We start from the raw sequence: 26,942 nt of genomic DNA, 5'->3' as shown, positions 1-26,942 counted from the left end.
TTGCTTTTAAGCAGTCGCTTTAGCGCCGGAAACGCGTCGGAATCGGCGACTTTTCTGGTCCTATGGCTTCGAGGAACAGGTTGGACCACAGCCTGCGTCTTTTTGCATGCGTGTGTTGCAAAATAGATGCTTGTTTCTTGGGCATGATGAGCACATATATAGTCACATCTCCGGGGCGCGTTCTCCTCCCATTAGCGCCCTCGAGTGTTCCCCTCTGGAGGTTAGCCTTAATCGGCACTTCCAATCAAACTTAGCCGGATCTTTATTGATCCGGCTTTTTTGTTGCCCGCATGCCTTCGAGCCGGCAAGAAAATGACTGAATCCACCGCGTAACAGTGACATGTAACATCGGGTAACATGTCGCAGACCCACTCTATCGTTTAAGTAGACGATAGGACGCGGTTGGTCGGTTCGGGAGATGGGGGCATCACTCGAAAGACCGGGCTCAGGCAAGCACCGCGTCCGAACCTTTTTACGGATGCGGCGGACCAGCCGTTGCCTCCCAGGAGAACGGTCCGCAATAGGAACGGCGTCCGGATCATCCGGACGCCGCTTTCATATCTCCAACAGAAGCCTGCCAGCAGGCCGATCTGCTCGAGCGTTTCACCGTTTCACGGAAATGGCGAACCGCACTATCTCCTTGTTCTTACGCAATTTCGGACGGAAAACCGCTCACACTTTTCCCGGAATTGCTCTACGCCGCTTTGCCGTTGGCGTTCATCGCTTCGTCGGCCAGCCGGCCGGTGAGCTCGGCCATGTGATCGAAAGTGGCCTTGTAGCTGGCGACGCCGGCGGTCGCCGAGCGCAGCTCGATGATCAGATCGCCGATTTCGGCCTGCGGCATGGTCGCCTCGACGACGTCCCAGCCGGGCCAATCGGGCCTTGCATCATAGCCGAGGATCTGGCCGCGCCGCTGCGGGATCAGCGCGATGATCTTGGAGGTCGCGTCGGAGGGCGTGACGATCTCGACCTTCATGATCGGCTCAAGCAGGACCGGCGAACAGGCGGCCATGCCTTCCTTCATCGCGAGCTTCGCCGCCATCTGGAAGGCCATGTCGGAGGAATCGACCGCGTGGTAGGAACCATCCGACAGATTGACGGCGACATCGACGACCGGAAAGCCGAGCGGGCCCGTCTTCAGATAGTCGCGAATGCCGGTCTCCACCGACTGGATGTAGGTTTTCGGCACCACGCCGCCGGTGATGGTGTCGGAGAACTGGAAGCCGGACCCGCGCGGCAGCGGCTTGATCTCGATCACCACGTCGCCGAACTGGCCGTGGCCGCCGGACTGCTTCTTGTGGCGGCCACGCTGTTGCGCCGATTTGCGGATCGTCTCCCGGTAAGGTACCGCCGGGGTATGGCCCTCGATCGGGATCTGGTTCTTGCCTTCGAGGCGCTCGCGCACCACGCGCAGATGCATCTCGCCGTGACCCGACAGGACGGTTTCGGCGGAATCCTGGTTGTGGCGCAGGCTGAGCGATGGATCTTCCTCCGCAAGCCGCTGGATCGCCGCCGACATCTTGACCTCGTCCTTGCGCTCCTTGGGGCGAAGCGCGAAGGCGAAGACCGGCTGCGGCGGCTCCAGCGTGACCAATGGCCGGATGCCGCCCTTGGCCGAGCTCAGCGTCTGGCCGGTCTTGACGTTGTCGAGCTTGCCGAGCGCAACCGTGTCGCCCGCCTTGGCGGATGTCAGCTTCGACTGGTCTTTGCCGAGCATCCTGTAAATGCCGGAAACCTTCGCCGTGTCGCCGTTGGAAAGGAAGAGCTCGGCTGCGTCAGCCAATTGGCCCGAGAGCACGCGCGAGACCGAAAGCTTGCCGCCATGCGCGGTGTGAATGGTCTTCATCACCTGCACCACCGTCTGGCCGTCCGGCGCGCCAAGGCGCTTCCTCGTCGCCTCGACATCCGGCGCGTCATGGCGGATGGCTTTCAACAGGCGCAGCACGCCGTTGCCCTTCTCGGCCGTGCCGATCAGCACCGGCGTCACCGCGCCGGCGCGCAGATCGGCCGAGAGATCGTCGAAGATAGCGTCCTTCGGCGGCTCGATCTCCTCCAGCAATTGCTCCATCAGGTGATCGTCATGATCGGCGAGCGTCTCCAGCATGGAGAAACGCGCTTCCAGCTCGCGCGCCTTGTCGTCGTTCGGGATCTCGGCAACCTGACTCTCGGCGTATTCGCGATAGATGTAGGCGCGTTCCAGCGCCAGATCGATCGAGCCGATGACGATGCCGTCCTTGCGCACCGGAATCTGGCGCAGCAGCAGCGGCACCGAGCTTGCCCGCTGCAGCATATTCAGCGTCTCGCGCACGCCCGCGACCGCCTTGTCGACCTTGTTGAGGAACAGGATGCGCGGAATGGCGAGATCGTCGAGCTTGCGCATGATGAGCTGCAGCGCCGGGATCTTCTTCTCATCGGCCTCGGCGACGACGACCGCGAGGTCGCAAGCGGCAAGCACGGGTTCGGCCTCGAAGGCAAATTCGATGGAGCCGGGACAGTCGACGAAAGTGATCTGCTCGCCCATGAAATCGGTGGTGGCAAAGGTCGCCTCGACGCTCATGGCGTGGGCGCGTGCTTCGGGCGAATGATCGGAAACGGTGTTGCCCGATGAAACTGGTGACTGGCGGGGAATGGCGCCCGTGCGGGCGAGGATGGCTTCGAGAAGTGTCGTCTTACCGCTTGCGAAGGGACCGACTATGGCAATGCATTTCGGTCCCGTGCGTCGTCCTCCGGCGCGAGTACCCATGGCTGAACCTCCACTCAGGCGTTTCCCAAGAGAGCGATCAGCAAAAGTGGAAACGGTTTGCGTCCGATCGCACCCTATGCAGAGCGGCGGCCGGCCTGTTCGGCCGTCGCGGGCGGGGTTTTCACCTCTTCCCAAACCATCGTCACACGGGTTTGCCGGGAGGGCAAGAAAAATAGGACGTTCGCCGGCTTGGGTTTCGTCAGGTCGCGATTTCCTGTTTGTCAGCCCGTGAGGGCAAGACCGCAGCCGCTAAAAGCTAAGCCGGCACCTGCCAATTGGGCCGTCGCGCCACCCATCGATGATGGTGGTTTAGAAGCCGGAATCGGAAGATGTCAATAAAGGCTCAGCCGGCCTCGGTTCGGCGCACCGGCGTGGCTGCGCTCTGCTTCACTACCCTCTCAGCAAAGCGTGACAGCAGCGGATTGAACAGGTCCGGCTTTTCCCAGAAAGGTGCATGGCCGGCGCCGGATATGACATGGCACCGTTCCCACAGCGAGGCGTAGGCCACTGTCTCGAAGTAGCTCAGCCGCACGAGCGGGTCATGCTCTCCATTGATCACCGCGACCGGGAACGGGGCATTCTCGACCACCTGCTTCTGGTCGGCGCCCTTGCCGGCAAACATGCCGAACGCCACGCCCGAGCGCAGCCTGCCGTCGGTGCGCCTTATCGCCTCGCGGAAAGACGGACTTGCGCTGCCGCCGAAGCAAAACGCCTCAAAGCGCTCGATGTCGCGTTCGGAGTAAACTTTCTTGGAGGTGAGCAGCATGTCCCAGTTGGCATGAAAGCCACGCAGCATGCCGAGCGGCCCCCTCGACACCGGCGGCGCCCCGGTCAACACCAGACCGCTCACCGCGTGATGGAAGCTGGCAAGTTCAATCGCTACATGGCCGCCAAGCGACCAGCCGAAGATGATGGCGTGGCCGATGTTGAGGGCATCGAGAAGGCGGGCTGTGGTCTGGGCGAGGCCGGTGATCGTATAGGTTGCGGCCGGGTCGCGAGCATCGGAGGAGTCGCCATGGCCGGGAAGGTCGAAAGCGATCAGCCGGTGGGCATCGGCGAGCGGACTATCGAACTGACGCGCAAAGACGGCGCGCGAACTGCCCGAGCCGTGGATCATGACGATGGGCATGCCGGAACCAGACGACTGGCTGAGGCGCAAATCAGCCTGCGGCGTACGGATTGTGCGGTCAGTGACGCTCATGCTGGATTAGATCCTCGGATGTGGCTGGTGGCCAACATCGCATCCGGGGCTCTATATCTTCTTTAAACATGTGGTTAAGAGAGGGTTCCTGGAAATAAGCGGCCGGCGTGGCTACCGGCTGGATGGCAAGCACCGGCGGACCCCCCCCTACGATGGAACTATTCCTCGATCTTCTTGTCTCGATTTGCAGCATCGCGACCATTGGCCAATATGTCTGGTCGATGCGGGCGCATTTCCAATTGCAGGCCATGTTTCCAGGCGCCATGGTGATTTCGGCAGCGGTGGTTGCTACGGCGCTTTTCTTTCTCGCCATCCTGTGGATCCCATCGCAGCCGGTTCTGGCAAAGCTCGCCGGGCTCGCCGTCGAACTGGCAAGCTCTGCCCTCTTCTGGTGGGCGATCGTCACCTCGCGGAAGGCGCGGCTGCACTTCGCCTTCGCGCCCGATAATCCGCACAGCCTGCTGACCGGTGGCCCCTACCGCTACATCCGCCACCCTTTCTACTCGTCATACATCATCTTCTGGATTGGATGGGGGATCGCGACCTGGTCGATCTGGGCGGTGGTGCCGGTCGCCGGGATCGCCGTCCTCTATGTGGTTGCGGCGCTGGGCGAAGAAAAGAAATTTTCGCGGACGCCATTGGCGGGCGATTACCAGGCCTATCGCGGTCGAGCCGGCCTGTTCTGGCCGCGGTTGGGGTGGTAGCCGACACAGGGCGGGTTCTCCCCAATGGAAGGATTGCCAGATGCCGCCGCATCGCCACCATTTCGGGATAGCTCACCCAATAGGGGCGCGGGATGACGACTTCGTCGGGTTCAGCGTCGCCATGAAGGCGTTGAACAGGATCTGCTTGCCGCCGGTGCCGACGATGGTCTGCTCCGGCCGGTAACCGGCGGATATTTGGTCTCGCCGCGGCGGATCGCCTCGATCGCCGCATTCTTGATGTTGTCGGGCGTATCGAAGTTCGGCTCGCCAGCGACGAGGCCGATCACGTCACGACCGGCATTTTTCAGGGTTTCACCTCTTCCCAAAACCATCGTCACACAGGTTTGTCGGAGGGCAAGAAAAATAGGACGTTCGCCGGCTTGGGTTCAGCAGGCCGCCATTTTTGCTTGTCAGGCTGTGAGGGCGAGCGGTTCGCGGGCGGCGGCACATAACGCGCTTGCCTTGTCGCGCGGCGCCGGCCTGCCGAAGAAATAGCCCTGGAAGCGGCTGCAGCCGGCCGTCCGGGCAAGCGCGAATTCCTCCGCGGTTTCGACGCCTTCCGCGACGATGGCGATGTCCTGGATGCGGGCGATCTGCGCAAGCGCAGACACGAAGATCTGCGCCACCTGGTCGTAGGCGAGGCTGCGGATGTAGGAGCGATCGATCTTGACGCTGTCGATGGGCAGCGACTTCAGGTAGTTGAAGCCGCAATGGCCGGTGCCGAAGTCGTCGAGGGCGATGTGGAAGCCGAGCCCGCGCAGTGCCTCGAGGCGCCTGAGAACCTCGGGCGTCGCGGCCGTCGCCACCGTCTCGGTGATCTCGATGATGAACTGCGACGCGGACCGGCCGGTCTCGCGCAGGACCCGGTCGCACATCGTCACGATCTCGTCGCGCTTCAGCTGCTCGCCGGAGACGTTGATCGAGATGCGCCGTCCGGGAAAATGCCCGATATCGGCGCAGGCCCGCTTGAAGACCCATTCGCCGATCATGTCGATCAGCGTCGAACGCTCGGCGATCGGGATGAATTCCGACGGCGAGATCAAGCTGCGCACGGGATGACGCCAGCGGATCAATCCTTCCAGCGCGTCGACCGAGCCGTCGGGATCGACGATCGGCTGGTAGTGCAGTTCCAATTCGCCGAGATAGATCGCAGCGCGCAGCTCGCGTTCCACCAGCCGGCGATAGCGTTTATCAGACAGCATCTCCTCGTCGAAAACGGTGACGCGGCCGCGGCCGCCCGCCTTGCTCTCGTAGAGCGCGAGATCGGCCAGCAGCATCAATTCAGTGCCGTTCGAAGCGTGCAACGGCGCGAGCGCGACGCCCACCGAGATCGACAGGGGAATGATCTTGCCTTCATGTCTCTTGCCGGCCCGCATCGCATCCAGCAGCCGGCGGGCGTCCTTGCCGATACTGGCGACGTCGCCATGCGGAACCATGATGCCGAACTCGTCGCCGCCGAGCCGGCCGATGACGCCGTCCTCGAAGATGCGCTGCGCTTCCGCGACCAGATGCGCCAGCGCCAGATCGCCGAACTGATGGCCGAACGTGTCGTTGAGCTGCTTGAAATGATCGAGGTCGATCAAAAGCAGGCTTGCCTGGCGACGGTTGCGCGAGCCGCTCAGCCAATCGCCCAACGCTTCGATGAAGTAGCGCCTGGTCATCGCGCCTGTCATGGCATCGACAGTGAGAAAACGATGCTTCTCGGCCTCGGCATCCGCCGCCGATTGCAGGCGCTGGACGACGTTCGAGCGCATATACATCAACACCAGAAGCGCCAATAAGGTCGAAGTCACCGATACCGCGAGCGCGCCGGCGCGGGAGGCGTTCTCCGTCAGCGCGAAAGCCGCAAGCCCGGTGGCGGCGATGCTCATCACGAGCAACGCCTGGATGCCGCGATAGATACGGCCGCTGTGATCTTTGATTGTCGCCAAGATACTCATGTCCGCGCCCCCACAGCACGCGACATGGCTAGGACCTCAGCCGTTAAGAAACGCTGAGCGTGGCTGCTGCCTCGATTTATTCCTTTGCCGCTGACTAGAGATCGCGATTTTATGGTTAAAAAGCAATCATTTATGACAGTTCTCTGACATTCTAATGCTGCAATCCGCCCGCTGCACGAATGAGAAATCGAGGTTGCCGCCCGGCAACGGCTCAAAGCCGGTTGCAACGGTCTCCCGACGAGGTGAAACTACCGCGTGAGACGCCGCGCGGGGCGCTCTGTTCGAGAGGATCTGAACGATGAAGCTCATTGCGTGCGGCAGCGTGCCGACAATCATCGCGCCGGAGACATATTTCTCCGGGCGGGTGCTGCAGACGCCGATCATCGAGAAAGAGGCGCCGGCGCGGCTCAGGGCGACGCTGGTCAGCTTCGAGCCCGGCGCGCGCACCCATTGGCACACGCATCCGCTTGGACAGACGCTCTATGTCACCGCCGGCGCCGGCCTGGCGCAAAGCTGGGGCGGCCCCGTGCAGGAGATCAGGGCAGGGGATGTCGTTTCCTTCGCGCCGGGCGAAAAGCACTGGCATGGCGCCGGCCGGAAAACCGCCATGACCCACATCGCCATGCAGGAGGCGCTGGACGGCGTCCACGCCGACTGGCTGGAGCAGGTTTCCGACGAGCAATATGGCAGCTGAGCGGCGTCCAAGAAAAACCCGGCGCGGCGCCGGGTTTTTCTTGCTGGCCGGCCGGATGGCCGATCAGGCCAGCGACGCGGTGAAGCGCTGGATGCGCGTGCAGGCTTCTTCCAGCAAGGCGTCCGACGTGGCGTAGGAGATGCGGAAGTTCGGTCCGAGGCCGAAGGCCGAGCCGAACACCACCGCGACACCTTCGGCCTCCAGCAGTTCGGAGCAGAAGGCCTCGTCATTGTCGATCACCTTGCCCGTCTTGGTCTTCTTGCCGATCAGCTGGGCGCAGGACGGGTAGACATAGAAGGCGCCTTCCGGCGACGGGCAGGAGATGCCGCGCGCCTGGTTGAGCATCGATACCACGAGGTCTCGCCGGCCCTGGAAGATCGCCTTGTTCCTGGCGATGAAATCCTGCGGCCCGTTGAGCGCCTCGACCGAGGCCCATTGCGCGATGGTGCAGGCGCCCGAGGTCTGCTGGCCCTGGATCATGTCCATCGCCTTGATCAGCGGCACCGGGCCGGCGGCGTAGCCGATGCGCCAGCCGGTCATGGCATAGGCCTTTGAGACGCCGTTCATGGTCAGCGTGCGCTCATAGAGGTTCGGCTCGACCTCGGCGATGGTCTTGAAGACGAAATCGCCATAGGTCAGGTGCTCATACATGTCGTCGGTCAAGGTCCAGACATGCGGATGCTTGAGCAGCACGTCGGCCAGCGCCCGTAGCTCGGCCTCCGAGTAGGCGGCGCCCGACGGGTTCGACGGCGAGTTCATCAGCAGCCATTTGGTCTTCGGCGTGATCGCCTTTTCCAGCACTTGCGGCGTGAGCTTGAAGCCGTTGTCGATCGAGGTGTCGGCGAACACCGAGGTGCCGCCGCAGATCGCCACCATTTCGGGATAGCTCACCCAATAGGGGCGCGGGATGACGACTTCGTCGCCCGGGTTCAGCGTCGCCATGAACGCGTTGAACAGGATCTGCTTGCCGCCGGTGCCGACGATTGTCTGCTCCGGCCGGTAGTCGAGATTGTTCTCGCGCTTGAATTTTTTCGCGATCGCCTCGCGCAGCGGCACGATGCCGGAAACCGGCGGATACTTGGTCTCGCCGCGGCGGATCGCCTCGATCGCCGCGTTCTTGATGTTGTCGGGCGTATCGAAGTCCGGCTCGCCGGCGCCGAGGCCGATCACGTCACGGCCGGCATTTTTCAGCTCGCGCGCTTTCTGCGTCACCGCGATGGTCGCGGAAGGCTTAACGCGGGAAAGGGCGTCGGCGAGAAAGGCCATGACGAAATGTCTCCTAGGAAGAGCGGCCAGGAGCGGCCGCGGCGCCTCTCATGTCGCATCATGGCGCGGAGCGCAAGCATTGTGCGATGAGCCAGAGGTCAAGGAGGCGTGACCAAAGTCAGCCTGCGTGAGCGGCAACGCTAAATTCATCAACGGCCGGTAAACCCTTGGCTGGCAGGATTGCAGATCGGATTGCGACTATTCGCGGAGCGAGAAACCTTGTCGCGCAGCATCGGGCTCGCCCACATCATCCGTCATGATGACGGCACCTCGACCGGTGTCTGGGGCATCTATACGTTGCAGAGCGCGTTCCAGCCGATCTTCGCCTTCAAGGAGGGCAAGCTCTCGGTCGTCGCTTTCGAAGGGCTGATCCGGCCGTTCCGCGATGGCGAGCCGCAGTCGCCGGGGACATTTTTCGGCACCTGCCCGGCGGCCGACCGGCTGCATATCGAGGCGCTGACGCGCACGCTGCATCTTCTGAACGCCGGCGCCTGCCTGCCGCAAGAGGCCTCCATCTTCGTCAATTTCGACCCGTCGGTCTTCACCGATCGCCACATCGCCGACAAGGCCCTGCGCGACATGCGGCTGGTGCTGCACGAAGCCGGCATCGATCCGCGCCGCATCGTCTGCGAGGTCACCGAGCAGAAATCGGCTTCGCAGGAAGCGCTCTACGGTTTTGTCGAGGCGCTGAGGGCCAATGGCTTCAGCATCGCGGTGGACGACTATGGCGCCGATGATTCCGACATCAATCGGATCAAGGAACTCAAGCCAGACATCGTCAAATTCGATGCGAATTGGATCACCCATCTGATGGAGTCCGGCGCCGGCTTCGCCTTGCTGACGGCGATGGTGCAAAGTTTCGAGAACCAGGGCATCCGCACCGTCTTCGAAGGTATCGAGGAAGGCTGGCAGTTGGAGCTCGCCGAGAGGTCCGGCGCCTCCATGGTGCAGGGCTACGTGCTTGCCCGGCCGGAACTTGCCCCCACCAGCTTTCGCGTCTTCGGCAAGGGCGCGCAGCAGCCTTCGAGCGAAGACAGCAAGGCACCGGCCGCCGCAAGCCCGGCGGCCCCAACGCTGCACGGACGGCCGGCAAGGGTGTTCGGGCGCAAGGTCGCGCCATGAGCGGACAACCAGACAGGCGGCGCAACGTCGCCGAGGCGATCTTCGCCGACGAGATCGGCCTCCAGTTCGGCGTCTATGGCGAGTTCCGGCTGTGGAGCGCCTATCAGCCGATCTTCGCGCCGGAGGGCAGGGTGCTCAGAGCCGTCGCCGTCGAGGGGCTGATCGAGCCGCGCCGCGTCGCGCAGCCGGTAGCCGCTTCGGTCTTCTTCGGCAGCATTCCCGCGTCCGACCTTCTGTTTGTCGAAACGATGTGCCGGATGCTGCATCTCGGCAATTATCGCAACATCCGCGTCGAGGGATTGACGCTGTTCTTCAACTATAATCCGACCATCAACGACCATCTCGGACGGGCGCTCGCCGAGATCCGGCTGATGACCAGGCATCTCGGCGATCTGGAGCTCGAGCCCAGCCTGCTGGTCTGCGAGATCACCGAACAGGCAGCCGACGACCAGGTTCTTGCCAGCCTGGTGCGCGAAATGCGGCGCGACGGCATCCGCATCGCCATCGACGATTTCGGCACGGGGCATTCGACGGAAGCGCGCATCGATCTGCTTGCACCCGACATCGTCAAGATCGATGGCGCCTGGTTTGGCGAGCTCTGCCGCCATGCCGCCGCCGAACGCTTCTTCCGGCCGTTGGTGGCGATGCTGCACGAGCGCGGGGCCAAAGTGCTGGTCGAGGGCATCGAGAATGCACAGCACTTGCGCGTCGCGCTCGAGGGCGGCGTCGACCTGCTGCAAGGCTTCCATCTCGCCCGCCCGGCGCTCGCCGGCACGGTCTTCAAGGAAGAACCGCTTTCCATCGACGCTCTCATCGACGCCGGCAACAAGGTCGTGCCCCTGCATCAGCATCGCTGATGCTCGATCCAAAAGGCGCATCAGCATCGCTGATGCGGGCGCCGAAAAAATATCAGCGCCGCTGATGGTTCTTCTTAAAAACAAATCACTGGATGGTCTCGCCTGGGCGCGTTAGAGCCGTGCTGAAATGGGCTTCAGACTACGCGCGAGGTATGTGCGATGATCCTTTACGACATGGCCGACAGTGGCAATTGCTATAAGCCGCGGCTGTTGATGGCCAAGCTCGGCATTCCTTTCACCCGGGTCGAGGTGAGCTCGCATACCGGCGAGACGCGCAAACCAAATTACGTCGCCAAGAATCCGAACGCGATGGTGCCGATGCTCGAGCTCGACGACGGCAGGCGTATCGCCGAGAGCAACGCCATCCTGCTCTATCTTGCCGAGGGCACGCGCTTCCTGCCGACTGACAAGTATGAACGCGCGCTGGCTTACCAATGGCTGTTCTTCGAGCAATACAGCCACGAGCCCTATATCGCGGTGCGCAAGGCGCTTTTGACTTTTCCGGAACGGGCGAAGGACGCCACGCCGGAACGATTGGCGCAGACGCTGGAGCGCGGCAACAAGGCGCTCGGCGTGATGAACCAGCATCTGGAGCGGAACGAATTCTTCGCCGGCGACGCCTATAGCGTCGCCGACATCGCCTTATACGCTTATACCCACACCGCCGGGATGGGCGGCTTTCAGCTCGACGCCTATCCGGCGGTCGCCGCCTGGCTGAAGCGCGTCGAGGCGGATAAGGGGCATGTGCCGATCGAGTGGGTGGGATCTAGCGTCCGCTAACCGCTTTCGCTGGAGCATAAGCGCGAGGGTTATTTGATAAGCCGATCATATTCGGCATGGGTGCCGATCCAGATCCAGTCAAAACCATCACCGCTTTCAAGGGCCAAGGCCCGGTAATTGTCGTCTATTCTTGCCGACCAAAGCTCTCCCACCTTCTTGAAATGGAGGGATGGATGTCGCGGATTGGTCTTCATCAAAATGGAGTTCTTGTCGGCTGCGCGGCGAACGGCATTTGGCAAAGAATTGTATTTTGTCCAGAAGCTGGCGGTGGCTCTGTGCCTCACAGGTCACGCAGCTTGCCGGCGGCTATTTCGGCACGTGCGTCTGCCACCAGCTTGTCCAGCCGGCCCGCCTTCGCGTCGGCTTCGATCTTCTTGTCCCACAAATCGGCCTGCAGAGCCTCGAACCAGGCGGCAAATGCCTTCAGCTCTTCAGGGCTCAGTTCGGCGACGGATTTTTCGATCTGTTCAAGCTTGGTCATAGGCCAATGATACCTTATTGGGCTAAAATGGCACCACAAACGGAACCATTCAACCCAGACAGCAACTCGCCAAAATCCAGGCAACAAAAAAGGCGGGCAATGCCCGCCTTCCTCTGCCGGTAGCCTGATCGGGAGCGTCTGGTCCGGGCCGGCAGCTATCTGCTGTTCCAGCTTGTCGGGTCTTTTCGCTCCGGCGCGCTTCTCGCGCGACCGTCAGTACATCCGTGACTTGCCGCGCGCCCCGAACCTTCGCCCGGTGCGCGCCTTACTTAGTCGCATTTTGCGCCGCTGGCCGTAAAGCCTGCCGCAAATGCTTAAGCCAAATCAGGCTGCCTTGCTAAGAGACCCAGCAGCGGACTTGCCGGTGCGGCGGTCCTGCTCGATCTCGAAGTTGATTTTCTGGCCTTCAGCCAGGCTCGTCATGCCAGCGCGCTCGACAGCGGAGATGTGGACGAAAACGTCCGCGCCGCCATTGTCAGGCTGGATGAAGCCGTAGCCCTTGGTGGCGTTGAACCACTTGACCGTACCAGTTGCCATATAGAATGCCCTTCACATTTGCTTTTGTTTGACCGGACCAACGTCCGGCCGGCGGTATCGAAATTTTGGAGATAGACGTCAGCAAACGCGAAGATCGCGGCCCGATCGATCGGCCAAATTCAATGCTGCGGATATAGGATAGTTTGAGCAAGAAAACAAGACGGGTTGCCTGGACGCTGCCCCGCATCCCGGATCGAGCGGAATACAAGCATGGAAGTTTTGACAGCGGTGCCGCGTTGTGAAGGGATGGGATGCTTGCCCTTCCGAGGAGAGAAGCCATGAAGACCATTCTGCTTGCCGCCTGCTTCCTGCTGCTGGCCGCGGAGGCGCACGCGGTGACGCGCTACGATCCGACGCGCATGAGCTGCGACCGGGTGCAGGCGACGATCGCCAGACAGGGCGCCGTCATCCTGCGCTACCAGTCGACGCGCGTGCCGGGGCTGCCGCTCTACGACCGCTATGTGCGCGACGAGCGTTTCTGCAACGCGGGCGAAGTGAGGGCACGCGCCTACGTGCCGAGCGCCGACACCCGGTCCTGCATGGTCTATGTCTGCAAGCGTCCGGATTTCGAGCGGCGTTTCCGCCGCCGGTTCCTGCAAGATTAAAGGGCGTGAAAGGGCTCCGCCTCAGAACCCGAACGAGGCCTGCGCGGCCGGCGGCGGGCCGACGCGAACGCCTTCCATGGCCAGCATCTTTTCCTTGGTGGCCGAGCCGCCCGGGGCGGAGAAGCCGCCGATCTTGCCGCCCGCTGCCAGGATGCGATGGCAGGGAATGACAAGCGGCACCGGATTGGCGCCAAGCGCCGCACCCGTCTCGCGGGCAAGCCCGGCATGGCCGGCGCGTTTGGCCAGTTCGCCATAGGTGGTGGTCTCGCCGAAGCCGAGCCTGCGCGCGGCATCGTAGATAGCGAGGCGAAAGTCATCGACGCCGTCAAGGTCGACCGGCACGCCGGAGAAGTCGACGTCCTCGCCGGCCGCATAGGCCTTGATCGCGGCGATCAGATCGACCACCCAGGATGGCTGGTCTGTCGAGGCTGAGACGCCGGGGTGGCGAAGCAGCCGGCGCTCGACCGCTTCGCGGCTGCGCTCCGGCAGGCAAAGCCGGATCAGGCCCTTCTCGCTCCAGGCAATGCCCATGAAGCCGATCACTGTTTCTAACACTGCGTGGCCGGCCGTGATCTGGGATGTGGGTTTCATGGCGTATTCCTTCGGCAAAACAGCGAAAAACGAGTACATATCCAGAACAATATGGCACTTCGGCCCTGTTGTCGCCACCCGAAAACCGCCGGGTGGCCCCGATTGCCGGGTGTGAATCGCTGGTGTAAGGACTCCTTAACAACCGACAAACCGGACCCGCACGGCTTGCCAGCTAAAATCATATTCACCGCGCTCAGCGTGCTCGTAGCCGCTGCTGGTCTCAGCGGCTGTACCTCGACCTCGCAGATGAAGGCCGCGCCCGCGCTTGCGGAAGCCTCGACGCCTGCTGTCGCGGACGATACGCCGACGCTCGCGCTGCCCGAAACGGTGGCCGTGCTGCCGGAACCTTCGGGTCTCGCGCAGGTGCAGACCGCGGCGCTGGCTGGCGATGCCGTCGCCAGGGCGACCACGCCAGGCGCGCCCGCGACGCAAAGCGCGCTTTTGCCGCCGCCTGTCCAGCCCGGCGCGCCCGCCGCGGCGCTGGCTCAGCCTGCGGCTTTCGCCGGAGCGACGCCGATGGCCGGCCAGTTTCCGCCGCCGCCGGTGCTGACGGCCGGCGGCTCGCCGACCGGCCCAGGATCCATCAGCCGAGCGGCATCCATCAGCCGAGCGGCGTTCTATACGACCGCGGGCATGGCCATGCCGGTCACCGGCCAGTCGGCGAAAGTCGCCCCGATGCCGGGCGTCCAACAGGTTGCTTATGTGGCGCCGGACAACCCGGCGCTGCTGGCGGCACCCGGCCAGCCCGAGCAGCACGCCAGCGGCCCGCGCGGCGAGATCGAGCGGCTGATCGAGAAATATTCGGCGATCTATGAAGTGCCGGTCGAGCTGGTGCGCCATGTCGTCAATCGTGAAAGCACCTTCAACCCGAAAGCCTACAATCATGGCCATTGGGGGCTGATGCAGATCAAGCACGCGACGGCGCGCGGCATGGGCTATGACGGGCCGGCGGCCGGCCTGTTCGACGCCGAGACCAACCTCAAATACGCGGTGAAATATCTGCGCGGCGCCTGGCTGGTTTCGGGCGGCAACGCCAAGCGGGCCGACACGCTCTACCAGACCGGTTACTACTACGACGCCAAGCGCAAGGGCCTGCTCGAGGCGACGGGGCTTGGCTCCGACCGCAAGCGGCACCGCCTGCCACCCGACGCCTGAGCGGACGGTTCCGCGCGGCGTTTAGAGACAGCGCCATGCATGAAAACACAATTCCCTGCCGGCCGGCTGCCAACGACATCCGCCTGCGCAAGCTGCTCGACGACACGCTCACCGCGCCGCACTGGCCGCAGGGTTTCGTCATGCGCGCGTTCGAGCACCGGGATGCGCAGGCTTTGCACGCGCTGCTGGAAGAGGTGTTCGATGACGGCGCCGACGGGCCGTTCGACGAGTGGTGGCAGCGCATTGCCGGCGATGCGGAGTTCGATCCCGCTCTCTGTTTTCTGGCGATCGACGGCAAGGGGCTGCTGGCGGGCGCGGCGCTCTGCTGGACATCCGGTTTCGTCAAGGATCTCGCCGTCCATCCGGAATCGAGAGGGCAGGGCCTCGGCGAGGCGCTGATGCGGCAGGTGTTCCTGACCTTTCGCGAGCGCGGGGCGACCCATGTCGATCTCAAGACCAATATTGTGAAGAACACCGCGGCCTTCAGGCTCTACGAGCGGCTCGGCATGATCCCGGTCGACTGGGAAGGCTGACGCGCAAAGCGCGGCGGCCCGTATTGGAGGCTCCCGGCGCGGCGTTGCAATCGCCTGCGCCCGGACATTGTGAACTCCTTCACATAGGCTGACGTTAGGGCATGCTAATTCGTCGTCGTGCCGGGCGGCCGATCGGCGGATCGACGCGGGCAAGGCGTCGGAGGAGGCTGTGCCGGCATGCGTCAGCCACTCCCAGGCGGGCTCCGGGCGGGGGTTTCGGAGCCCGTCCGCTTTGCGTGAAGCGAGGCGGACGGAACGGGCCGCCGACGCGGTCGAGCCAACCGGGATCGGCTTCACCGACCTGCTGGCCCGGTCGGCCACGCACAACGCGGGAACCCTAAGCGGCGTCGCGCATTCAACGCAGGGGCCTTGATGAGCCGCGACCTATGCGTCGCCGGTCGCGCAGGGAGGTCCGCAATCCCGTGAAGCTCGCTTCAGCATTCCTGGCCGCCGGCATGCTGCTCGGCGCTGTTCAAGCGCGAGCCGTGGAACTGTCGATCGTGTCGGGCGATACCGGCAACGGCATCAAGGTGCTGCGCGAGATACTCGATCGTTACGAGAAGAAGAGCGGCAACAAGGTCGATATCGTCGTCATTCCGCCCTCGACCACCGACCAGTTCGGCCAGTACCGACTCTGGCTCGCCGCCGGCAGCAGCGATATCGACATCTACCAGACCGACGTGGTCTGGGCCCCGCAGCTTGCCAGTCAGCTGGTCGACCTGACCGAAGCGACCAGGGATGTGGTGGGTGAGCATTTCCCGTCAATCATCCAATCGCAGACGGTCAACGGCAGGCTGGTCGCGCTGCCGATCTTCACCGACGCGCCGGCGCTCTACTACCGCAAGGATCTGCTCGACAAATATGGCGCCAAGGTGCCGGCCACCTGGAAGGAACTGGCCGATACCGCGAAGCTCGTGATGAACAAGGAGCGACAGGCCGGCAACAAGGACATCTGGGGCTTCGTCTTCCAGGGCAACGCCTATGAGGGTCTGACCTGCAATGCGCTCGAATGGGTGATGTCGAATGGCGGCGGTCGGATCATCGAGCCGGACGGTGAAATCTCCATCGACAATCCAAAGGCGGCCGCGGCGCTCGACATGGTCAAGGGCTGGATCGGCACGATAGCGCCGCCGGGCGTGCTCGCCTATCAGGAGGAAGAAACGCGCGGCGTCTGGCAGACCGGCAATGCCGTCTTCATGCGCAACTGGCCATACGCCTATGCGCTGGGCAACAGCGAGAATTCGCCGATCAAGGGCAAGTTCGACGTGGCGCCGCTGCCGGCCGGCGAAGGCGGGCATCCCGCCGCCACGCTGGGCGGTTGGAACCTTGCGGTGTCCAGATATTCGAAACATCCAGACGAGGCGATCGAGCTGGTCAAGTTCATCGCGTCGCGCGAGATGCAGAAATACCGGACGCTGAGAACGTCCAACTTGCCGACCATCCCGGCCCTCTATGACGACCCCGACATCGCCCGGCAGCAGCCGATCGTGCCGCGCTGGAAAGGGATTTTTCTCAACGCGCAGCCAAGGCCGTCGGCAACCGCCAGGATCAAGTACAACGAGGCATCCAGCCAGTTCTGGACTGCCGTGCACGACACGATCTCCGGCCAGGGCGCCGCCGCCGACAATTTGGCCGATCTCGGCGCGAGGCTGACCAGGCTGAAAGGCAAGGGGTGGTGAGCGCGGCAAGGCGATCGCCGCTGATGCGCCGACGCGTGCGCACGGCCTGGCTGTTTCTCGCGCCGATGCTTCTCGTGCTCGCCGCCGTCGCCGGCTGGCCGTTCCTGCGCACGGTCTATTACGGTTTCACCGATGCTTCGCTGGCGGACCTCGACGCGCGGCAATGGGTGGGCTTCGACAATTACTTCTCGGTGCTGCGCCTGCCGAGCGGCCGCCTGCTCTACGACGGGTTGCTCGTCGATCCGGTCTGGTGGCGCGCGGTGTGGAACACGGTGCGCTTTGCCGTGGTGTCGGTGGCCTGCGAGACGGTGCTGGGCATGATCGTGGCGCTTGCGCTCAACACCGAATTCCCGGGACGCGGCATCGTGCGGGCCGCGATCCTCATTCCCTGGGCGATCCCGACCATCGTCTCGGCTAAGATGTGGCAGTGGATGCTCAACGACCAGTTCGGCATCATCAATGTCGCGCTTCTCAATCTCGGCCTGATCGACACCAAGATCGCCTGGACCGCCAATGCCGATACCGCGATGATCGCCGTGCTGATCGTCGATATCTGGAAGACGACGCCATTCATGGCGCTGCTGATCCTGGCGGCCCTGCAGATGCTGCCGCGCGAGATCCTCGAGGTGGCGAAGCTCGACGGCGCGAACCCGTGGCAGATCTTCTGGCGGGTGACCTTGCCGTTGATCCGCCCGGCGGTGATGGTGGCGGTGATCTTCCGCGCGCTCGACGCGCTGCGCATCTTCGACCTGATCTATGTGCTGACGCCGAACAATGTGCAGACCAAGTCAATGTCGATCTTCGCGCGCGAGAACCTGTTCGAGTTCGACAAGTTCGCCTATGGCTCGGCCGCCTCGACGCTGCTTTTCCTGATCATCGGCCTGCTCACCATCGCCTATATCCGCATCGGCCGGCTGCGTTTCGAGGCAGGGCGCTGACATGAAGATGCTGAAGCGCTCCGGCTTCTACCTGCTGCTCCTGGCGATCGTCTTCGTCGCGGTGTTTCCGTTCTACTACGCCATCGTCACCAGCCTGAAATCGGGAACAGAGCTGTTCCAGGCAGGCCTGTGGCCGCAATCGTTCAGCCTTGCCAATTACCGCAATGTGCTGACCGAAGGTCCCTTCCTGCGCAATCTCGTCAATTCGCTGATCGTCTCCGGCGCGGTCGTCGCGGTCTCGCTGCTGCTTGGCGTCACCGCGGCCTACGCTCTGGCGCGCATTCGTTTCCGCGGGCGCTCGGTGCTGATGCTGGCCATCCTGTCGGTGTCGATGTTTCCGCAGGTCGCGGCACTGGCCGGGCTGTTCGAGATCATCCGGGCGCTGCATCTCTACAATTCGCTGCTGGCGCTCATCCTGTCCTACATGATCTTCACGCTGCCGTTCACGGTCTGGGTGCTCACCACTTTCGTGCGCGACCTGCCGGTCGAGATCGAGGAGGCGGCGATCATCGACGGCGCCGGGCCTTGGACCATCCTCACGCGCATCTTCCTGCCGCTGATGTGGCCGGCGCTCGCCACCACCGGGCTGCTTGCCTTCATCAGCGCCTGGAACGAGTTCCTGTTCGCGCTCACCTTCACCTCCACCAACACGCAGCGCACCGTGCCGGTGGCGATCGCGCTGCTGTCAGGCAATTCGCAGTTCGAGATTCCGTGGGGCAACATCATGGCTGCCTCAGTGATCGTCACCGTGCCGCTGGTGGCGCTGGCGCTGATCTTCCAGCGCAGGATTGTGTCGGGTCTCACGGCCGGCGGCGTCAAAGGCTAGATGCGACGCGAGAAAGTGACCGGAAAGCGTGCGCCGAAATGTCGGATCAGGTCGCGGCGGGCCGTCCTTGGATCGTAGAGCAACCCGCGCCGAGACGCCGGCGCCAGGAGACGATCATGATCACCTTTCCCAATGAATCCGCCAAATATCGCACCGCGCGCGAAAAATTGCTGCGCAAGGAAATCGAGCTGCGCCGCGCCATGGAAGCGGTGGCCGAGGCAAGGCGCGCTTTGCCGCCGGGCGGTTTGGTGCCGCAGGACTATGTGTTCGACGCCCTGGACGACCAGGGCCAGCCGGCGAAAGTCAAGCTGTCGGACCTGTTCGCGCCGGGCAAGGATACGCTGATCCTCTATCAGATGATGTTCCCGCGCCACCCGCAGGAGACACGCGAGGTGGCGAAAGGCGGCGAGACGGCGAAGCTTGCCCGGCAGGACCAGCCATGCCCGTCCTGCACGGCCCTGCTCGACCAGTTCGACGGCGCGATCGGCCATCTCGACGCGGCGGGCTTCAACTTTGCCGTGGTGGCGAAGACCGCGCTCGACAATCTGGTAGCGCTCGGCCGCGACCGCGGCTGGAAAACATGCGGCTCGTCTCGTCGGCCGGCAACGCTTTCAAGCGCGACTACAACTCCGAAACCGCCGAGGGCGCGCAGATACCGCTGCTTTCGGTGTTCCACCGCGATGGTGACGGCATCCGGCATTTCTGGTCGTCGGAGCTAGACTTCGCGCCATCGGAGCCGGGACAGGACCCGCGCGGCATCGGCACCTGCGAGATCCTGTGGAACCTGATGGATTTCACGCCCGAAGGGCGGCCGAACTGGCACGAGCAGCTGCAATATGCCGGGCAGGCCCCCGGCGCGCACTGCCACTGATGGCGATGCGGGCGCTCAGCCCGCGCGCTTCTTTTCGAGGCAACCTCTTAGGCAACCCTGGGGCCGGTGCCGCGTTGGGGAAGGCGAGGGGCTGTTTCGGATCGGAGATCGAGATGAAAACGCTGCTGCCCCTGGTCGCCGTCGCACTTCTTGCCGGCGCGCCCGCCGCATTCGCCCAATCGGACAATTCAGACGCCGTGGGACCGATGGTGACCGAGAACAAGGTCGACACCCAGACCTTCGTCACGACGGTGCCGAATGCCAACATGTTCGAGATCGAGTCGAGCAAGCTGGCGCAAGGGAAGTCGGCGTCGGCCGACGTCAAGGCTTTCGCCGCGCAGATGATCAAGGATCACAGCAAGGCCGGCGAGGATTTCAAGGCGGCGCTGAGCCAGGGCCAGACCACGGCGTCGATCAAGCCCGCCGGCCCGGCGCTGCAGCCCAAGGAGCAGCAGCTGCTCGACGACTTGAAGGCTGCGAGCGGCAAGGAATTCGACGCCAAATACATCAAGATGCAGGCCGACGCGCATAAGGATGCGGTGGCGCTGTTTTCCACCTACGCCAAATCCGGCGACGACCCGGCGATGAAGGAATTCGCCAAGAAAACGCTGCCGGTGCTGAAGATGCACGAGAAGCACGTGAAGGAACTGGCGGTCGCGCATCAGTGAGGCCGCCCTTGCCTTCTCCCCCTGTGGGAGAAGGTGGCCGCGCAGCGGCCGGATGAGGGGTGCTCCAGGGAATGCCGACGTCTCACTCCGCTGGAACACCCCTCATCCGTCTCGGCGCTGCGCGCCGATCCACCTTCCCCCACAAGGGGGGAAGGGAAACCGCTGGCGTTCCCCCGCTGCCCCGATAAGCTCCCGCCAAAACAAAGGGAGGACCGCCATGGACAAGGAAGTCATCGAAGTGCCCGTGATGTCGGCGAAGGTGCGCTCGCTCGGCCTGCCGTGCTCGACGGCGGTGCGGGCCAACGGCTTCGTGTTCATCTCGGCGACGCCGCCGGTCGACATGGTGACGGGCGAGATGGTGCGCGGCGACATCGAAACGCAGACCGAGGCGTCGCTGAAGGCGCTGAAACATTGCCTGGAAGCGGCCGGCACCTCGCTGGACAAGGTGGTGATGGTGCGCATCTACGCCGTCAATTCCGGCTTTTACAACGCAATAAACAGGATCTATGCGAAGTATTTTGCCACCAACCCGCCGGCGCGCAGTTTCGTGCCGGTGGCATCGTGGCCGATGGAGTTCGATATCGAGATTGAGTGCGTGGCGGTGGCGTGAGGTTCGACTGGCGATGCTGGAACAGACAGCTGCCCGGCCTTTGTTGCTACAACACCATATGATTAGCCGCTCGTCGCTCACATCGGGCCACCTAGAAGTGGCTCGGGCAATCCTGCCAATGTCGTTACCTATTCCGACATCGGTGAAATGAGCCCGAGTCTGGACGGCGGTTTCTGCAGAAGGATGGGATGCCGTACCCAGAGCAGGGACGACCATCCACTATCAACGTCCCTTCATCTCTGCGTGAGTGTGTGCCGATGGCTGTGAATAAGCGGTCACTGGGCTTTGTCCCCTCTTTTTTAAGCTTTTGAAAACACGCATCCCGAACTCAAGTCGGCCATAGTTGGCGACGGACGCCTAAACTGTTCTTGTGTGTAGGGAGCCTTTTGTGTAGCAATTTAGGTGGGTGGGGACTTCGTTGGCGCAGCTTTAAGCTGCCATGAACGCTCCAGTTGAAAGAATAGGATAGACCTCGCTTGCCGAGGGGTACTCGCTTAGGCGGGTAGCTGCGGCAACACGCGGGTTTGTGGGGGCTTCTTGTCAGCAGGCATCGCGAATGATTGAGAGAAAAATAAACAATGTTAGTGAATTCCTAGACGCATTGCGCGCCGATCAAAACAAAGATGCCGGATCAGTATGGTTCCGCGGCCATGCCGAAGCCGAGTGGAAGCTCATACCTGGATTACTCCGCTCAACAGCCGAAACGTCCGAGACTACACTTCTAAATCGATTTAGGCAGAGTGCCGCAATGCTTGCGGAGCGACGGCCAGAGAATTCGTTCGATTGGACGTTCTTAATGCAGCATTATGGTGTTCCGACGCGGTTGCTTGACTGGAGCGAAAGTCCGCTTGTCTCCCTCTATTTCGCGGTAGAAGATTTTCATTTGCGACCGAACACAGACGCTGCGGTTTGGTGTCTATGGCCGACAATGCTGAATAAAAATGCGAATATTGTTGATAAGATAGAAGGAAAGTATATACCTTCTTTTGATGACCCTGAGCTTCTCGGGTACTCTACGGAGAGCTTACGCCAAAATACAAGGATAGAGCTATTTCCTGTCGCTACAATTGCTACGAGGAATAATACTCGTATTCAGGCTCAGTTAGGTACTTTTACGATTCATCACAACAAAAAAATTGCTATCGAAGATGTTGGCGATGGCCTTCACGTGGCAAAATACATAATACCCAACGCTGCGAGGGATATCTTTCTCAGCGAACTCAAATTGCTAGGGATAAATAGGTTTAGCCTGTTTCCTGAATTGGCCAGTGTAGGTGCCTTGCTTAAGGAAATGATGAAATGAGCTACGTCGAAACCGCTGTATTGAAGAATAGCACTATAATGCTACTGTATTCTGAGCGAGAAGAAATTAATCTAAGTCCAGAATATCAGCGAATGGGCGGAGTGTGGACCGTTGATAAGCGCAGGCTACTTATAGACTCTATATTGAACGATTACGATCTACCTAAGATATATTTTCATGAACTCAGCAATGAGTCGTACGCAAAAGATGGCATACGTTTTGCGGTAATCGACGGACGTCAAAGGCTTGAGGCTATATGGGGTTTCATGGACGGCACCTTTAGGTTGGCAACCGATTTCGAATACCAAAGGGACCTTACCGTAAATCTTGCTGGATTGAGTTATGAAGATATCGCGAAGCAGTATCCGAAGATACGTGTAAAGTTCGATTCCTTTGTTTTGCCGGTAGTTACGGTTAGGATCGACGGTGATGACCTTGATCTTATCGAGGATATGTTCTCTCGATTGAATGAGGCTGTGCCCCTTAACGCAGCAGAAAAGAGAAATGCCATTGGTGGCGATTTGGTTAAGGCTATTGCGGATATTTCTCAGCACGTTTTCTTTTCAAATAGAGTGAAATTTCGAAATAATCGATATCAACACAGAGAAGTAGCTGCCCGCTTTTTGTTGATTGAAGATTCACTCCATGAGGCCGGCCAGATAGTCGATACCAAAAAGGTTTATCTCGACGCTCTTGCGAAGCGGTACGCCAAAGGCAGAGCACCACGTGTGTTGGAGCTGGAGTCATCTGTCCGAATCGTATTGAATGCGATGGCGTCGGAATTCTCGCAGGCAGATGAGCTACTTCTCGCTCAGGGAATTTTGGTTGTGTATTACTTGGTGTTTAAGGCAGCACTATTGTCGGGCCTGGAGAACAGAGTCACGCGAAGGAAACTGCTGGATTTCAGGGAGTCCCTTGCACGAAATCGCGAGGCGGCCGTAAAAAATTATGAGGGCGCCTCTTTCGAGCTGTTGGAATTTGACAGGCTTAATCAGCAGGGCACGAACGATGCCTCAAGCATTAAGGAAAGATGTAGAATCTTGGGCGCCTTTCTCGACGTGCCAGTTGGCTCGTTCTATTGAAACGCATTATAGAGCATCACCCAAAATACTCCTGCAGCGGCCGCACTTCGAGGTTCCCCGCCCGCAGCGCCGCAATCGCCTCCGCCACCGCCGCCGCGCCCGACAGCGTCGTGTAATACGGCACCTTCTGCATCAGCGTCGCCCTGCGCAGCGACTTCGAATCCGAGACCGCCTTCTGGCCGTCCGTCGTGTTGAAGACGATCTGGACCTGGCGGTTGCGGATGGCGTCCTCGATGTGGGGGCGGCCTTCGAGCACCTTGTTGATCTTTTCGGCCGTCACGCCGTTCTCGGCAAGGAAGCGGGCAGTGCCGGAGGTGGCGAGCACTTTAAAACCCTGGCCGGCGAGGCGCTTGACGGCCGGCAGGATGCCCTTCTTGTCCTCGTCGCGCACGGAGACGAACAGCGTGCCGGAGCGTGGCAGGTCGACACCCGCTCCTAACTGGCTCTTGGCGAAGGCCAGCGCAAAGTCGCGGTCGAGGCCCATGACCTCGCCGGTCGAGCGCATTTCCGGGCCGAGCAGGATGTCGACGCCGGGGAAACGGGCGAAGGGGAAGACGGCTTCCTTGACCGCGATGTGGCCAGGGTTGCGCGCGTCGGGCATGGCGCCGTAATGGGCGAAGGCGTTTTCCAGCGTCTCGCCGGCCATGATGCGGGCAGCGATCTTGGCGATCGGACGCCCGATGGTCTTGGCGACGAAGGGCACGGTGCGCGAGGCGCGGGGGTTCACCTCCAGCACATAGACAGTGCCGTCCTTGATCGCATATTGCACGTTCATCAGGCCGCCGACATTGAGCGCGCGCGCCAAGGCGGCCGTCTGGCGCTCCAGCTCGTCGACGAGGTCGGAGGGCAGCGAGTGAACGGGGAGCGAGCAGGCGCTATCGCCCGAATGGATGCCGGCTTCCTCGATATGCTCCAGAATGCCGGAGACGAAAGTATCCTTGCCGTCGCACAGGCAATCGACATCGACCTCGATGGCGCCGGAGAGATAGGTGTCGAACAGCAGCGGGTTCTTGCCCAGCAGCGTGTTGATCTGGCCAGTCTTGTCGTTCGGGTATTTCTGCTTGATGTCCTCCGGCACCAGGCCGGGCACGGTGTCGAGCAGATAGGTCTGCAGCATGCTCTCGTCATGGATGATCTGCATGGCGCGGCCGCCGAGCACATAGGACGGCCGCACAACCAGCGGGAAGCCGAGCTCGCCGGCGACGAGGCGGGCCTGCTCGACCGAGTAGGCAATGCCGTTCTTCGGCTGGCTGAGGTTGAGCTTGTGCAGGAGCTTCTGGAAGCGGTCGCGGTCCTCCGCAAGGTCGATCATGTCGGGCGAGGTGCCGAGGATCGGGATGCCGGCCTTCTCCAGCGCGTCGGCCAGCTTCAGCGGCGTCTGGCCGCCGAACTGGACGATAACGCCGACGAGCTCGCCCGACGCCTGCTCGGCGCGCAGGATCTCCAGCACGTCCTCCGCCGTCAGTGGGTCGAAATAGAGCCGGTCGGAGGTGTCGTAGTCGGTCGAGACCGTCTCCGGGTTGCAGTTGACCATGATCGCTTCATAGCCGGCGTCGCGCAGCGCGAAGGCGGCATGGCAGCAGCAATAGTCGAACTCGATACCCTGGCCGATGCGGTTCGGGCCGCCGCCGAGGATGACGACCTTCTTGCGCGACGAGACGCGCGCCTCATTGGCGGGCTCGCCGACGAAGGGCACTTCATAGGTCGAGTACATATAGGCGGTCGGTGAGGCGAACTCGGCCGCGCAGGTGTCGATACGCTTATAAACTGGATGAACGTCGAGCTTTTGCCTAGCCTTCTGAATCACTTCGGCGTCGGTCTTCGTCAGCGAAGCGAGGCGGGCGTCGGAAAAGCCCATCGCCTTCAGCATGCGCAGATTGACGGCGTCCTGCGGCAGGCCGTGCTCGCGGACGCGTTCCTCCATGGCGATGATGCCGGCGATCTGCTCGAGGAACCATGGGTCGATCTTGCACATGGCGTGCACGTCTTCCAGCGAGGTGCCCATGCGGATCGCCTGCGCCACCATGCGCAGCCGGTCCGGCGTCGGCGTGCCGAGCGCGGCGCGGATCGCGTTGCGGTCGTCGGCGTGGCTGGCGGCGGTGCTCCCGTGGCCAAGGCCCGGAATCTCGATCTCATCCAATCCGGTGAGGCCGGTTTCCAGTCCGCGCAAAGCCTTCTGCAGCGATTCCTGAAAAGTGCGGCCGATGGCCATCACTTCGCCCACCGACTTCATGGCGGTGGTCAGCACCGGCTCGGCGCCGGGGAATTTCTCGAAGGCGAAGCGCGGGATCTTCGTCACCACGTAATCGATGGTGGGCTCGAACGAGGCCGGCGTTGCGCCGCCGGTGATATCGTTCTCCAGCTCGTCCAGCGTGTAGCCGACGGCAAGCTTGGCCGCGACCTTGGCGATCGGGAAGCCGGTGGCCTTCGAGGCAAGCGCCGACGAGCGCGAGACGCGCGGGTTCATCTCGATGACCACCAGCCGGCCGTCGGCCGGGTTGACGGCGAACTGCACGTTGGAACCGCCGGTCTCGACACCGATCTCGCGCAGCACCGCGATCGAGGCGTTGCGCATCATCTGGTATTCCTTGTCGGTCAAGGTCAGCGCCGGCGCGACGGTGATGCTGTCGCCGGTATGCACGCCCATCGGATCGAGGTTCTCGATCGAGCAGATGATGATGCAATTGTCCGCCTTGTCGCGGACGACCTCCATCTCGTACTCCTTCCAGCCGAGCACGCTCTCCTCGATCAGCACCTCGGTGGTGGGCGAGGCGTCGAGGCCGGATTGGACGATGTCGTAGAATTCGGCGCGGTTGTAGGCGATGCCGCCGCCGGTGCCGCCCATGGTGAAGGAGGGGCGGATGATGGCCGGCAGGCCGACATGGTCGAGCGCCTGGGCGGCGATCGCCATGGCATGGCTGATATAGCGCTGCTTGCGGTCGCCTTCGCCGAGGTTCCAGCGGGTTTCCAGCGCATCGAGCGCGGCATCGAGGTTTTCGGGATGTTCGGCCTTCAGCGCGGCGCGCTCGGCCTCATGCGTCTTGCGGTCGGCGTTCTTGACGTCGGTGGCGTTGGCCAGCATCGACTTCGGCGTCTCCAGCCCGATCTTGCTCATCGCCTCGCGGAACAGCGCGCGGTCCTCGGCCTTGTCGATGGCTGCCGCGTCGGCGCCGATCATCTCCACCTGATAGCGCTCGAGCACGCCCATGCGACGCAGCGACAGCGCGGTGTTGAGCGCGGTCTGGCCGCCCATGGTCGGCAGCAGCGCGTCCGGCCGCTCCTTGGCGATGATCTTGGCCACCACTTCGGGCGTGATCGGCTCGATATAGGTGGCGTCGGCCAGCTCCGGATCGGTCATGATGGTGGCCGGATTGGAGTTGACCAGGATGACGCGGAAGCCCTCTTCCTTCAGCGCCTTGCAGGCCTGGGTGCCGGAATAGTCGAACTCGCAAGCCTGGCCGATGACGATGGGGCCGGCCCCGATGATCAGGATCGACTTGATGTCGGTGCGTCTTGGCATGTCTACGGGTTCCGTTCGGCGAGCAGCTTGCACGAAAAACCGGGCGGGAAGGACCCGGCCGGTTGTGCTTGCGATTCTGGTATCAGGCTAGGAGGGCCTTATAGGGAAGAGTTTTGGCGGATGTAACCCCGAAAATGAGGGGAGTAGGGGAGTAGGGCAGTAGGGCAGTAGGGCAGTAGGGCAGTAGGGCAGTAGGGCAGTAGGGCAGTAGGGGCTCTCTTCCCTACTGCCCTACT

At 62.2% G+C, this 26,942-nt stretch carries 24 protein-coding genes and 2 pseudogenes; 16 read left to right on the top strand and 10 right to left on the bottom strand.

All coding sequences use genetic code 11. The annotated features are described in order from the left end of the window. Positions 1–694: 694 nt before the first annotated feature. Positions 695–2,743, bottom strand: coding sequence for an elongation factor G (locus tag LB535_RS00980; RefSeq protein ID WP_224630865.1), 2,049 nt, complete (start codon positions 2,741–2,743; stop codon positions 695–697). Positions 2,744–3,086: 343 nt separating this feature from the next. Then, on the bottom strand, positions 3,087–3,944 hold the full coding sequence (locus tag LB535_RS00975) for an alpha/beta fold hydrolase (RefSeq protein ID WP_224630864.1): 858 nt from the start codon (positions 3,942–3,944) through the stop codon (positions 3,087–3,089). Between the two features lie 122 nt (positions 3,945–4,066). On the opposite strand from LB535_RS00975, the gene LB535_RS00970 reads away from it, so the two are divergent. Beyond that, complete coding sequence (locus tag LB535_RS00970) at positions 4,067–4,648, top strand: methyltransferase family protein (protein WP_224630863.1); 582 nt, start codon at positions 4,067–4,069, stop codon at positions 4,646–4,648. A 49-nt stretch (positions 4,649–4,697) separates the two neighbouring features. Here the strand turns inward: LB535_RS00970 and LB535_RS00965 are convergent. Both LB535_RS00965 and LB535_RS00960 read right to left on the bottom strand, forming a co-directional pair. Continuing rightward, positions 4,698–4,980, bottom strand: a pseudogene (locus tag LB535_RS00965) (aminotransferase class I/II-fold pyridoxal phosphate-dependent enzyme); the annotation flags it as partial. Between the two features lie 78 nt (positions 4,981–5,058). Continuing rightward, the gene (locus LB535_RS00960) at positions 5,059–6,588 is read right to left on the bottom strand and encodes a putative bifunctional diguanylate cyclase/phosphodiesterase (protein ID WP_224630862.1); all 1,530 of its coding nucleotides are present in this window, start codon (positions 6,586–6,588) and stop codon (positions 5,059–5,061) included. Between the two features lie 298 nt (positions 6,589–6,886). On the opposite strand from LB535_RS00960, the gene LB535_RS00955 reads away from it, so the two are divergent. Next, entirely contained in the window at positions 6,887–7,282 is a 396-nt protein-coding gene (locus LB535_RS00955) for a cupin domain-containing protein (protein WP_224630861.1), read from the top strand. Between the two features lie 63 nt (positions 7,283–7,345). Here LB535_RS00955 and LB535_RS00950 read toward each other — a convergent pair whose 3' ends face one another. Beyond that, positions 7,346–8,548: a pyridoxal phosphate-dependent aminotransferase gene (locus tag LB535_RS00950; RefSeq protein ID WP_224630860.1), complete on the bottom strand. Its 1,203-nt coding sequence runs from the start codon at positions 8,546–8,548 to the stop codon at positions 7,346–7,348. Between the two features lie 219 nt (positions 8,549–8,767). On the opposite strand from LB535_RS00950, the gene LB535_RS00945 reads away from it, so the two are divergent. From LB535_RS00945 to LB535_RS00935, 3 genes are all read left to right on the top strand, one after another. Continuing rightward, complete coding sequence (locus LB535_RS00945; RefSeq protein ID WP_140838562.1) at positions 8,768–9,670, top strand: EAL domain-containing protein; 903 nt, start codon at positions 8,768–8,770, stop codon at positions 9,668–9,670. Continuing rightward, positions 9,667–10,527 carry an EAL domain-containing protein gene (locus LB535_RS00940; protein ID WP_224630859.1) on the top strand — a complete coding sequence of 287 codons (861 nt, stop codon included), beginning with the start codon at positions 9,667–9,669 and terminating at the stop codon, positions 10,525–10,527. Before LB535_RS00945 ends, LB535_RS00940 begins: the two co-directional genes overlap by 4 nt. Before the next feature lie 159 nt (positions 10,528–10,686). Further along, positions 10,687–11,307, top strand: a complete 621-nt coding sequence (locus LB535_RS00935) for a glutathione S-transferase family protein (RefSeq protein WP_224630858.1) — start codon at positions 10,687–10,689, stop codon at positions 11,305–11,307. A gap of 29 nt (positions 11,308–11,336) precedes the next feature. Here LB535_RS00935 and LB535_RS00930 read toward each other — a convergent pair whose 3' ends face one another. The 3 genes from LB535_RS00930 to LB535_RS00920 form a co-directional block, all read right to left on the bottom strand. After that, complete coding sequence (locus tag LB535_RS00930; RefSeq protein ID WP_318012247.1) at positions 11,337–11,501, bottom strand: hypothetical protein; 165 nt, start codon at positions 11,499–11,501, stop codon at positions 11,337–11,339. Positions 11,502–11,587: 86 nt separating this feature from the next. Beyond that, a complete protein-coding gene (locus tag LB535_RS00925; protein ID WP_224630856.1) occupies positions 11,588–11,788 on the bottom strand; it encodes a hypothetical protein in 201 nt (66 codons plus the stop codon). 324 nt (positions 11,789–12,112) lie between these two features. Further along, entirely contained in the window at positions 12,113–12,325 is a 213-nt protein-coding gene (locus tag LB535_RS00920; protein WP_027168154.1) for a cold-shock protein, read from the bottom strand. Positions 12,326–12,603: 278 nt separating this feature from the next. Here LB535_RS00920 and LB535_RS00915 point away from each other — a divergent pair, with 278 nt between their 5' ends. Further along, positions 12,604–12,930: a hypothetical protein gene (locus LB535_RS00915; RefSeq protein ID WP_224630855.1), complete on the top strand. Its 327-nt coding sequence runs from the start codon at positions 12,604–12,606 to the stop codon at positions 12,928–12,930. Between the two features lie 21 nt (positions 12,931–12,951). On the opposite strand, the gene LB535_RS00910 is transcribed toward LB535_RS00915, so the two are convergent. Beyond that, positions 12,952–13,521: a methylated-DNA--[protein]-cysteine S-methyltransferase gene (locus LB535_RS00910; protein ID WP_224630854.1), complete on the bottom strand. Its 570-nt coding sequence runs from the start codon at positions 13,519–13,521 to the stop codon at positions 12,952–12,954. Positions 13,522–13,686: 165 nt separating this feature from the next. Between LB535_RS00910 and LB535_RS00905 the strand changes: the two genes are divergently transcribed. The 10 genes and pseudogenes from LB535_RS00905 to LB535_RS00860 all read left to right on the top strand — a co-directional run bounded on the left by LB535_RS00905 (position 13,687) and on the right by LB535_RS00860 (position 23,186). Beyond that, on the top strand, positions 13,687–14,676 hold the full coding sequence (locus LB535_RS00905; protein WP_224630853.1) for a transglycosylase SLT domain-containing protein: 990 nt from the start codon (positions 13,687–13,689) through the stop codon (positions 14,674–14,676). 35 nt (positions 14,677–14,711) lie between these two features. Further along, positions 14,712–15,209: a GNAT family N-acetyltransferase gene (locus tag LB535_RS00900; RefSeq protein ID WP_224630852.1), complete on the top strand. Its 498-nt coding sequence runs from the start codon at positions 14,712–14,714 to the stop codon at positions 15,207–15,209. 422 nt (positions 15,210–15,631) lie between these two features. Next, a complete protein-coding gene (locus tag LB535_RS00895) occupies positions 15,632–16,888 on the top strand; it encodes an ABC transporter substrate-binding protein (RefSeq protein ID WP_224630851.1) in 1,257 nt (418 codons plus the stop codon). 23 nt (positions 16,889–16,911) lie between these two features. Next, on the top strand, positions 16,912–17,826 hold the full coding sequence (locus LB535_RS00890) for a carbohydrate ABC transporter permease (protein WP_224630850.1): 915 nt from the start codon (positions 16,912–16,914) through the stop codon (positions 17,824–17,826). A 1-nt stretch (position 17,827) separates the two neighbouring features. After that, complete coding sequence (locus LB535_RS00885; RefSeq protein ID WP_224630849.1) at positions 17,828–18,652, top strand: carbohydrate ABC transporter permease; 825 nt, start codon at positions 17,828–17,830, stop codon at positions 18,650–18,652. A gap of 116 nt (positions 18,653–18,768) precedes the next feature. Continuing rightward, positions 18,769–19,523, top strand: a pseudogene (locus LB535_RS00880) (DUF899 family protein). 113 nt (positions 19,524–19,636) lie between these two features. Then, positions 19,637–20,191: a DUF4142 domain-containing protein gene (locus LB535_RS00875; protein ID WP_224630848.1), complete on the top strand. Its 555-nt coding sequence runs from the start codon at positions 19,637–19,639 to the stop codon at positions 20,189–20,191. A 217-nt stretch (positions 20,192–20,408) separates the two neighbouring features. After that, on the top strand, positions 20,409–20,801 hold the full coding sequence (locus LB535_RS00870; protein ID WP_224630847.1) for a RidA family protein: 393 nt from the start codon (positions 20,409–20,411) through the stop codon (positions 20,799–20,801). 556 nt (positions 20,802–21,357) lie between these two features. Then, positions 21,358–22,104, top strand: coding sequence for an FRG domain-containing protein (locus LB535_RS00865; protein WP_224630846.1), 747 nt, complete (start codon positions 21,358–21,360; stop codon positions 22,102–22,104). Continuing rightward, on the top strand, positions 22,101–23,186 hold the full coding sequence (locus tag LB535_RS00860) for a DUF262 domain-containing protein (protein WP_224630845.1): 1,086 nt from the start codon (positions 22,101–22,103) through the stop codon (positions 23,184–23,186). Before LB535_RS00865 ends, LB535_RS00860 begins: the two co-directional genes overlap by 4 nt. Before the next feature lie 16 nt (positions 23,187–23,202). Here the strand turns inward: LB535_RS00860 and carB are convergent, their stop codons facing one another. Continuing rightward, positions 23,203–26,706: a carbamoyl-phosphate synthase large subunit gene (gene carB / locus LB535_RS00855; protein ID WP_224630844.1), complete on the bottom strand. Its 3,504-nt coding sequence runs from the start codon at positions 26,704–26,706 to the stop codon at positions 23,203–23,205. Positions 26,707–26,942 lie beyond the last annotated feature (236 nt).

Origin of the sequence: Mesorhizobium sp. CA10 (genome assembly GCF_020165285.1) — a bacterium.
Lineage (GTDB): Bacteria > Pseudomonadota > Alphaproteobacteria > Rhizobiales > Rhizobiaceae > Mesorhizobium.
This window is presented reverse-complemented; position numbering and strand designations above follow the sequence as displayed.

What these genes read in the sequence shown, in the direction of transcription:
- LB535_RS00885 (WP_224630849.1), top strand. Translation starts at nt 17,828, where the DNA reads ATGAAGATGCTGAAGCGCTCCGGCTTCTACCTGCTGCTCCTGGCGATC.
- LB535_RS00860 (WP_224630845.1), top strand. Translation starts at nt 22,101, where the DNA reads ATGAGCTACGTCGAAACCGCTGTATTGAAGAATAGCACTATAATGCTA.
- carB (WP_224630844.1), bottom strand. Translation starts at nt 26,706, where the DNA reads ATGCCAAGACGCACCGACATCAAGTCGATCCTGATCATCGGGGCCGGC.
- LB535_RS00915 (WP_224630855.1), top strand. Translation starts at nt 12,604, where the DNA reads ATGAAGACCATTCTGCTTGCCGCCTGCTTCCTGCTGCTGGCCGCGGAG.
- LB535_RS00950 (WP_224630860.1), bottom strand. Translation starts at nt 8,548, where the DNA reads ATGGCCTTTCTCGCCGACGCCCTTTCCCGCGTTAAGCCTTCCGCGACC.
- LB535_RS00935 (WP_224630858.1), top strand. Translation starts at nt 10,687, where the DNA reads ATGATCCTTTACGACATGGCCGACAGTGGCAATTGCTATAAGCCGCGG.
- LB535_RS00980 (WP_224630865.1), bottom strand. Translation starts at nt 2,743, where the DNA reads ATGGGTACTCGCGCCGGAGGACGACGCACGGGACCGAAATGCATTGCC.
- LB535_RS00920 (WP_027168154.1), bottom strand. Translation starts at nt 12,325, where the DNA reads ATGGCAACTGGTACGGTCAAGTGGTTCAACGCCACCAAGGGCTACGGC.
- LB535_RS00930 (WP_318012247.1), bottom strand. Translation starts at nt 11,501, where the DNA reads ATGAAGACCAATCCGCGACATCCATCCCTCCATTTCAAGAAGGTGGGA.
- LB535_RS00955 (WP_224630861.1), top strand. Translation starts at nt 6,887, where the DNA reads ATGAAGCTCATTGCGTGCGGCAGCGTGCCGACAATCATCGCGCCGGAG.
- LB535_RS00865 (WP_224630846.1), top strand. Translation starts at nt 21,358, where the DNA reads ATGATTGAGAGAAAAATAAACAATGTTAGTGAATTCCTAGACGCATTG.
- LB535_RS00900 (WP_224630852.1), top strand. Translation starts at nt 14,712, where the DNA reads ATGCATGAAAACACAATTCCCTGCCGGCCGGCTGCCAACGACATCCGC.
- LB535_RS00925 (WP_224630856.1), bottom strand. Translation starts at nt 11,788, where the DNA reads ATGACCAAGCTTGAACAGATCGAAAAATCCGTCGCCGAACTGAGCCCT.
- LB535_RS00940 (WP_224630859.1), top strand. Translation starts at nt 9,667, where the DNA reads ATGAGCGGACAACCAGACAGGCGGCGCAACGTCGCCGAGGCGATCTTC.
- LB535_RS00975 (WP_224630864.1), bottom strand. Translation starts at nt 3,944, where the DNA reads ATGAGCGTCACTGACCGCACAATCCGTACGCCGCAGGCTGATTTGCGC.
- LB535_RS00875 (WP_224630848.1), top strand. Translation starts at nt 19,637, where the DNA reads ATGAAAACGCTGCTGCCCCTGGTCGCCGTCGCACTTCTTGCCGGCGCG.
- LB535_RS00970 (WP_224630863.1), top strand. Translation starts at nt 4,067, where the DNA reads ATGGCAAGCACCGGCGGACCCCCCCCTACGATGGAACTATTCCTCGAT.
- LB535_RS00870 (WP_224630847.1), top strand. Translation starts at nt 20,409, where the DNA reads ATGGACAAGGAAGTCATCGAAGTGCCCGTGATGTCGGCGAAGGTGCGC.
- LB535_RS00910 (WP_224630854.1), bottom strand. Translation starts at nt 13,521, where the DNA reads ATGAAACCCACATCCCAGATCACGGCCGGCCACGCAGTGTTAGAAACA.
- LB535_RS00890 (WP_224630850.1), top strand. Translation starts at nt 16,912, where the DNA reads ATGCGCCGACGCGTGCGCACGGCCTGGCTGTTTCTCGCGCCGATGCTT.
- LB535_RS00960 (WP_224630862.1), bottom strand. Translation starts at nt 6,588, where the DNA reads ATGAGTATCTTGGCGACAATCAAAGATCACAGCGGCCGTATCTATCGC.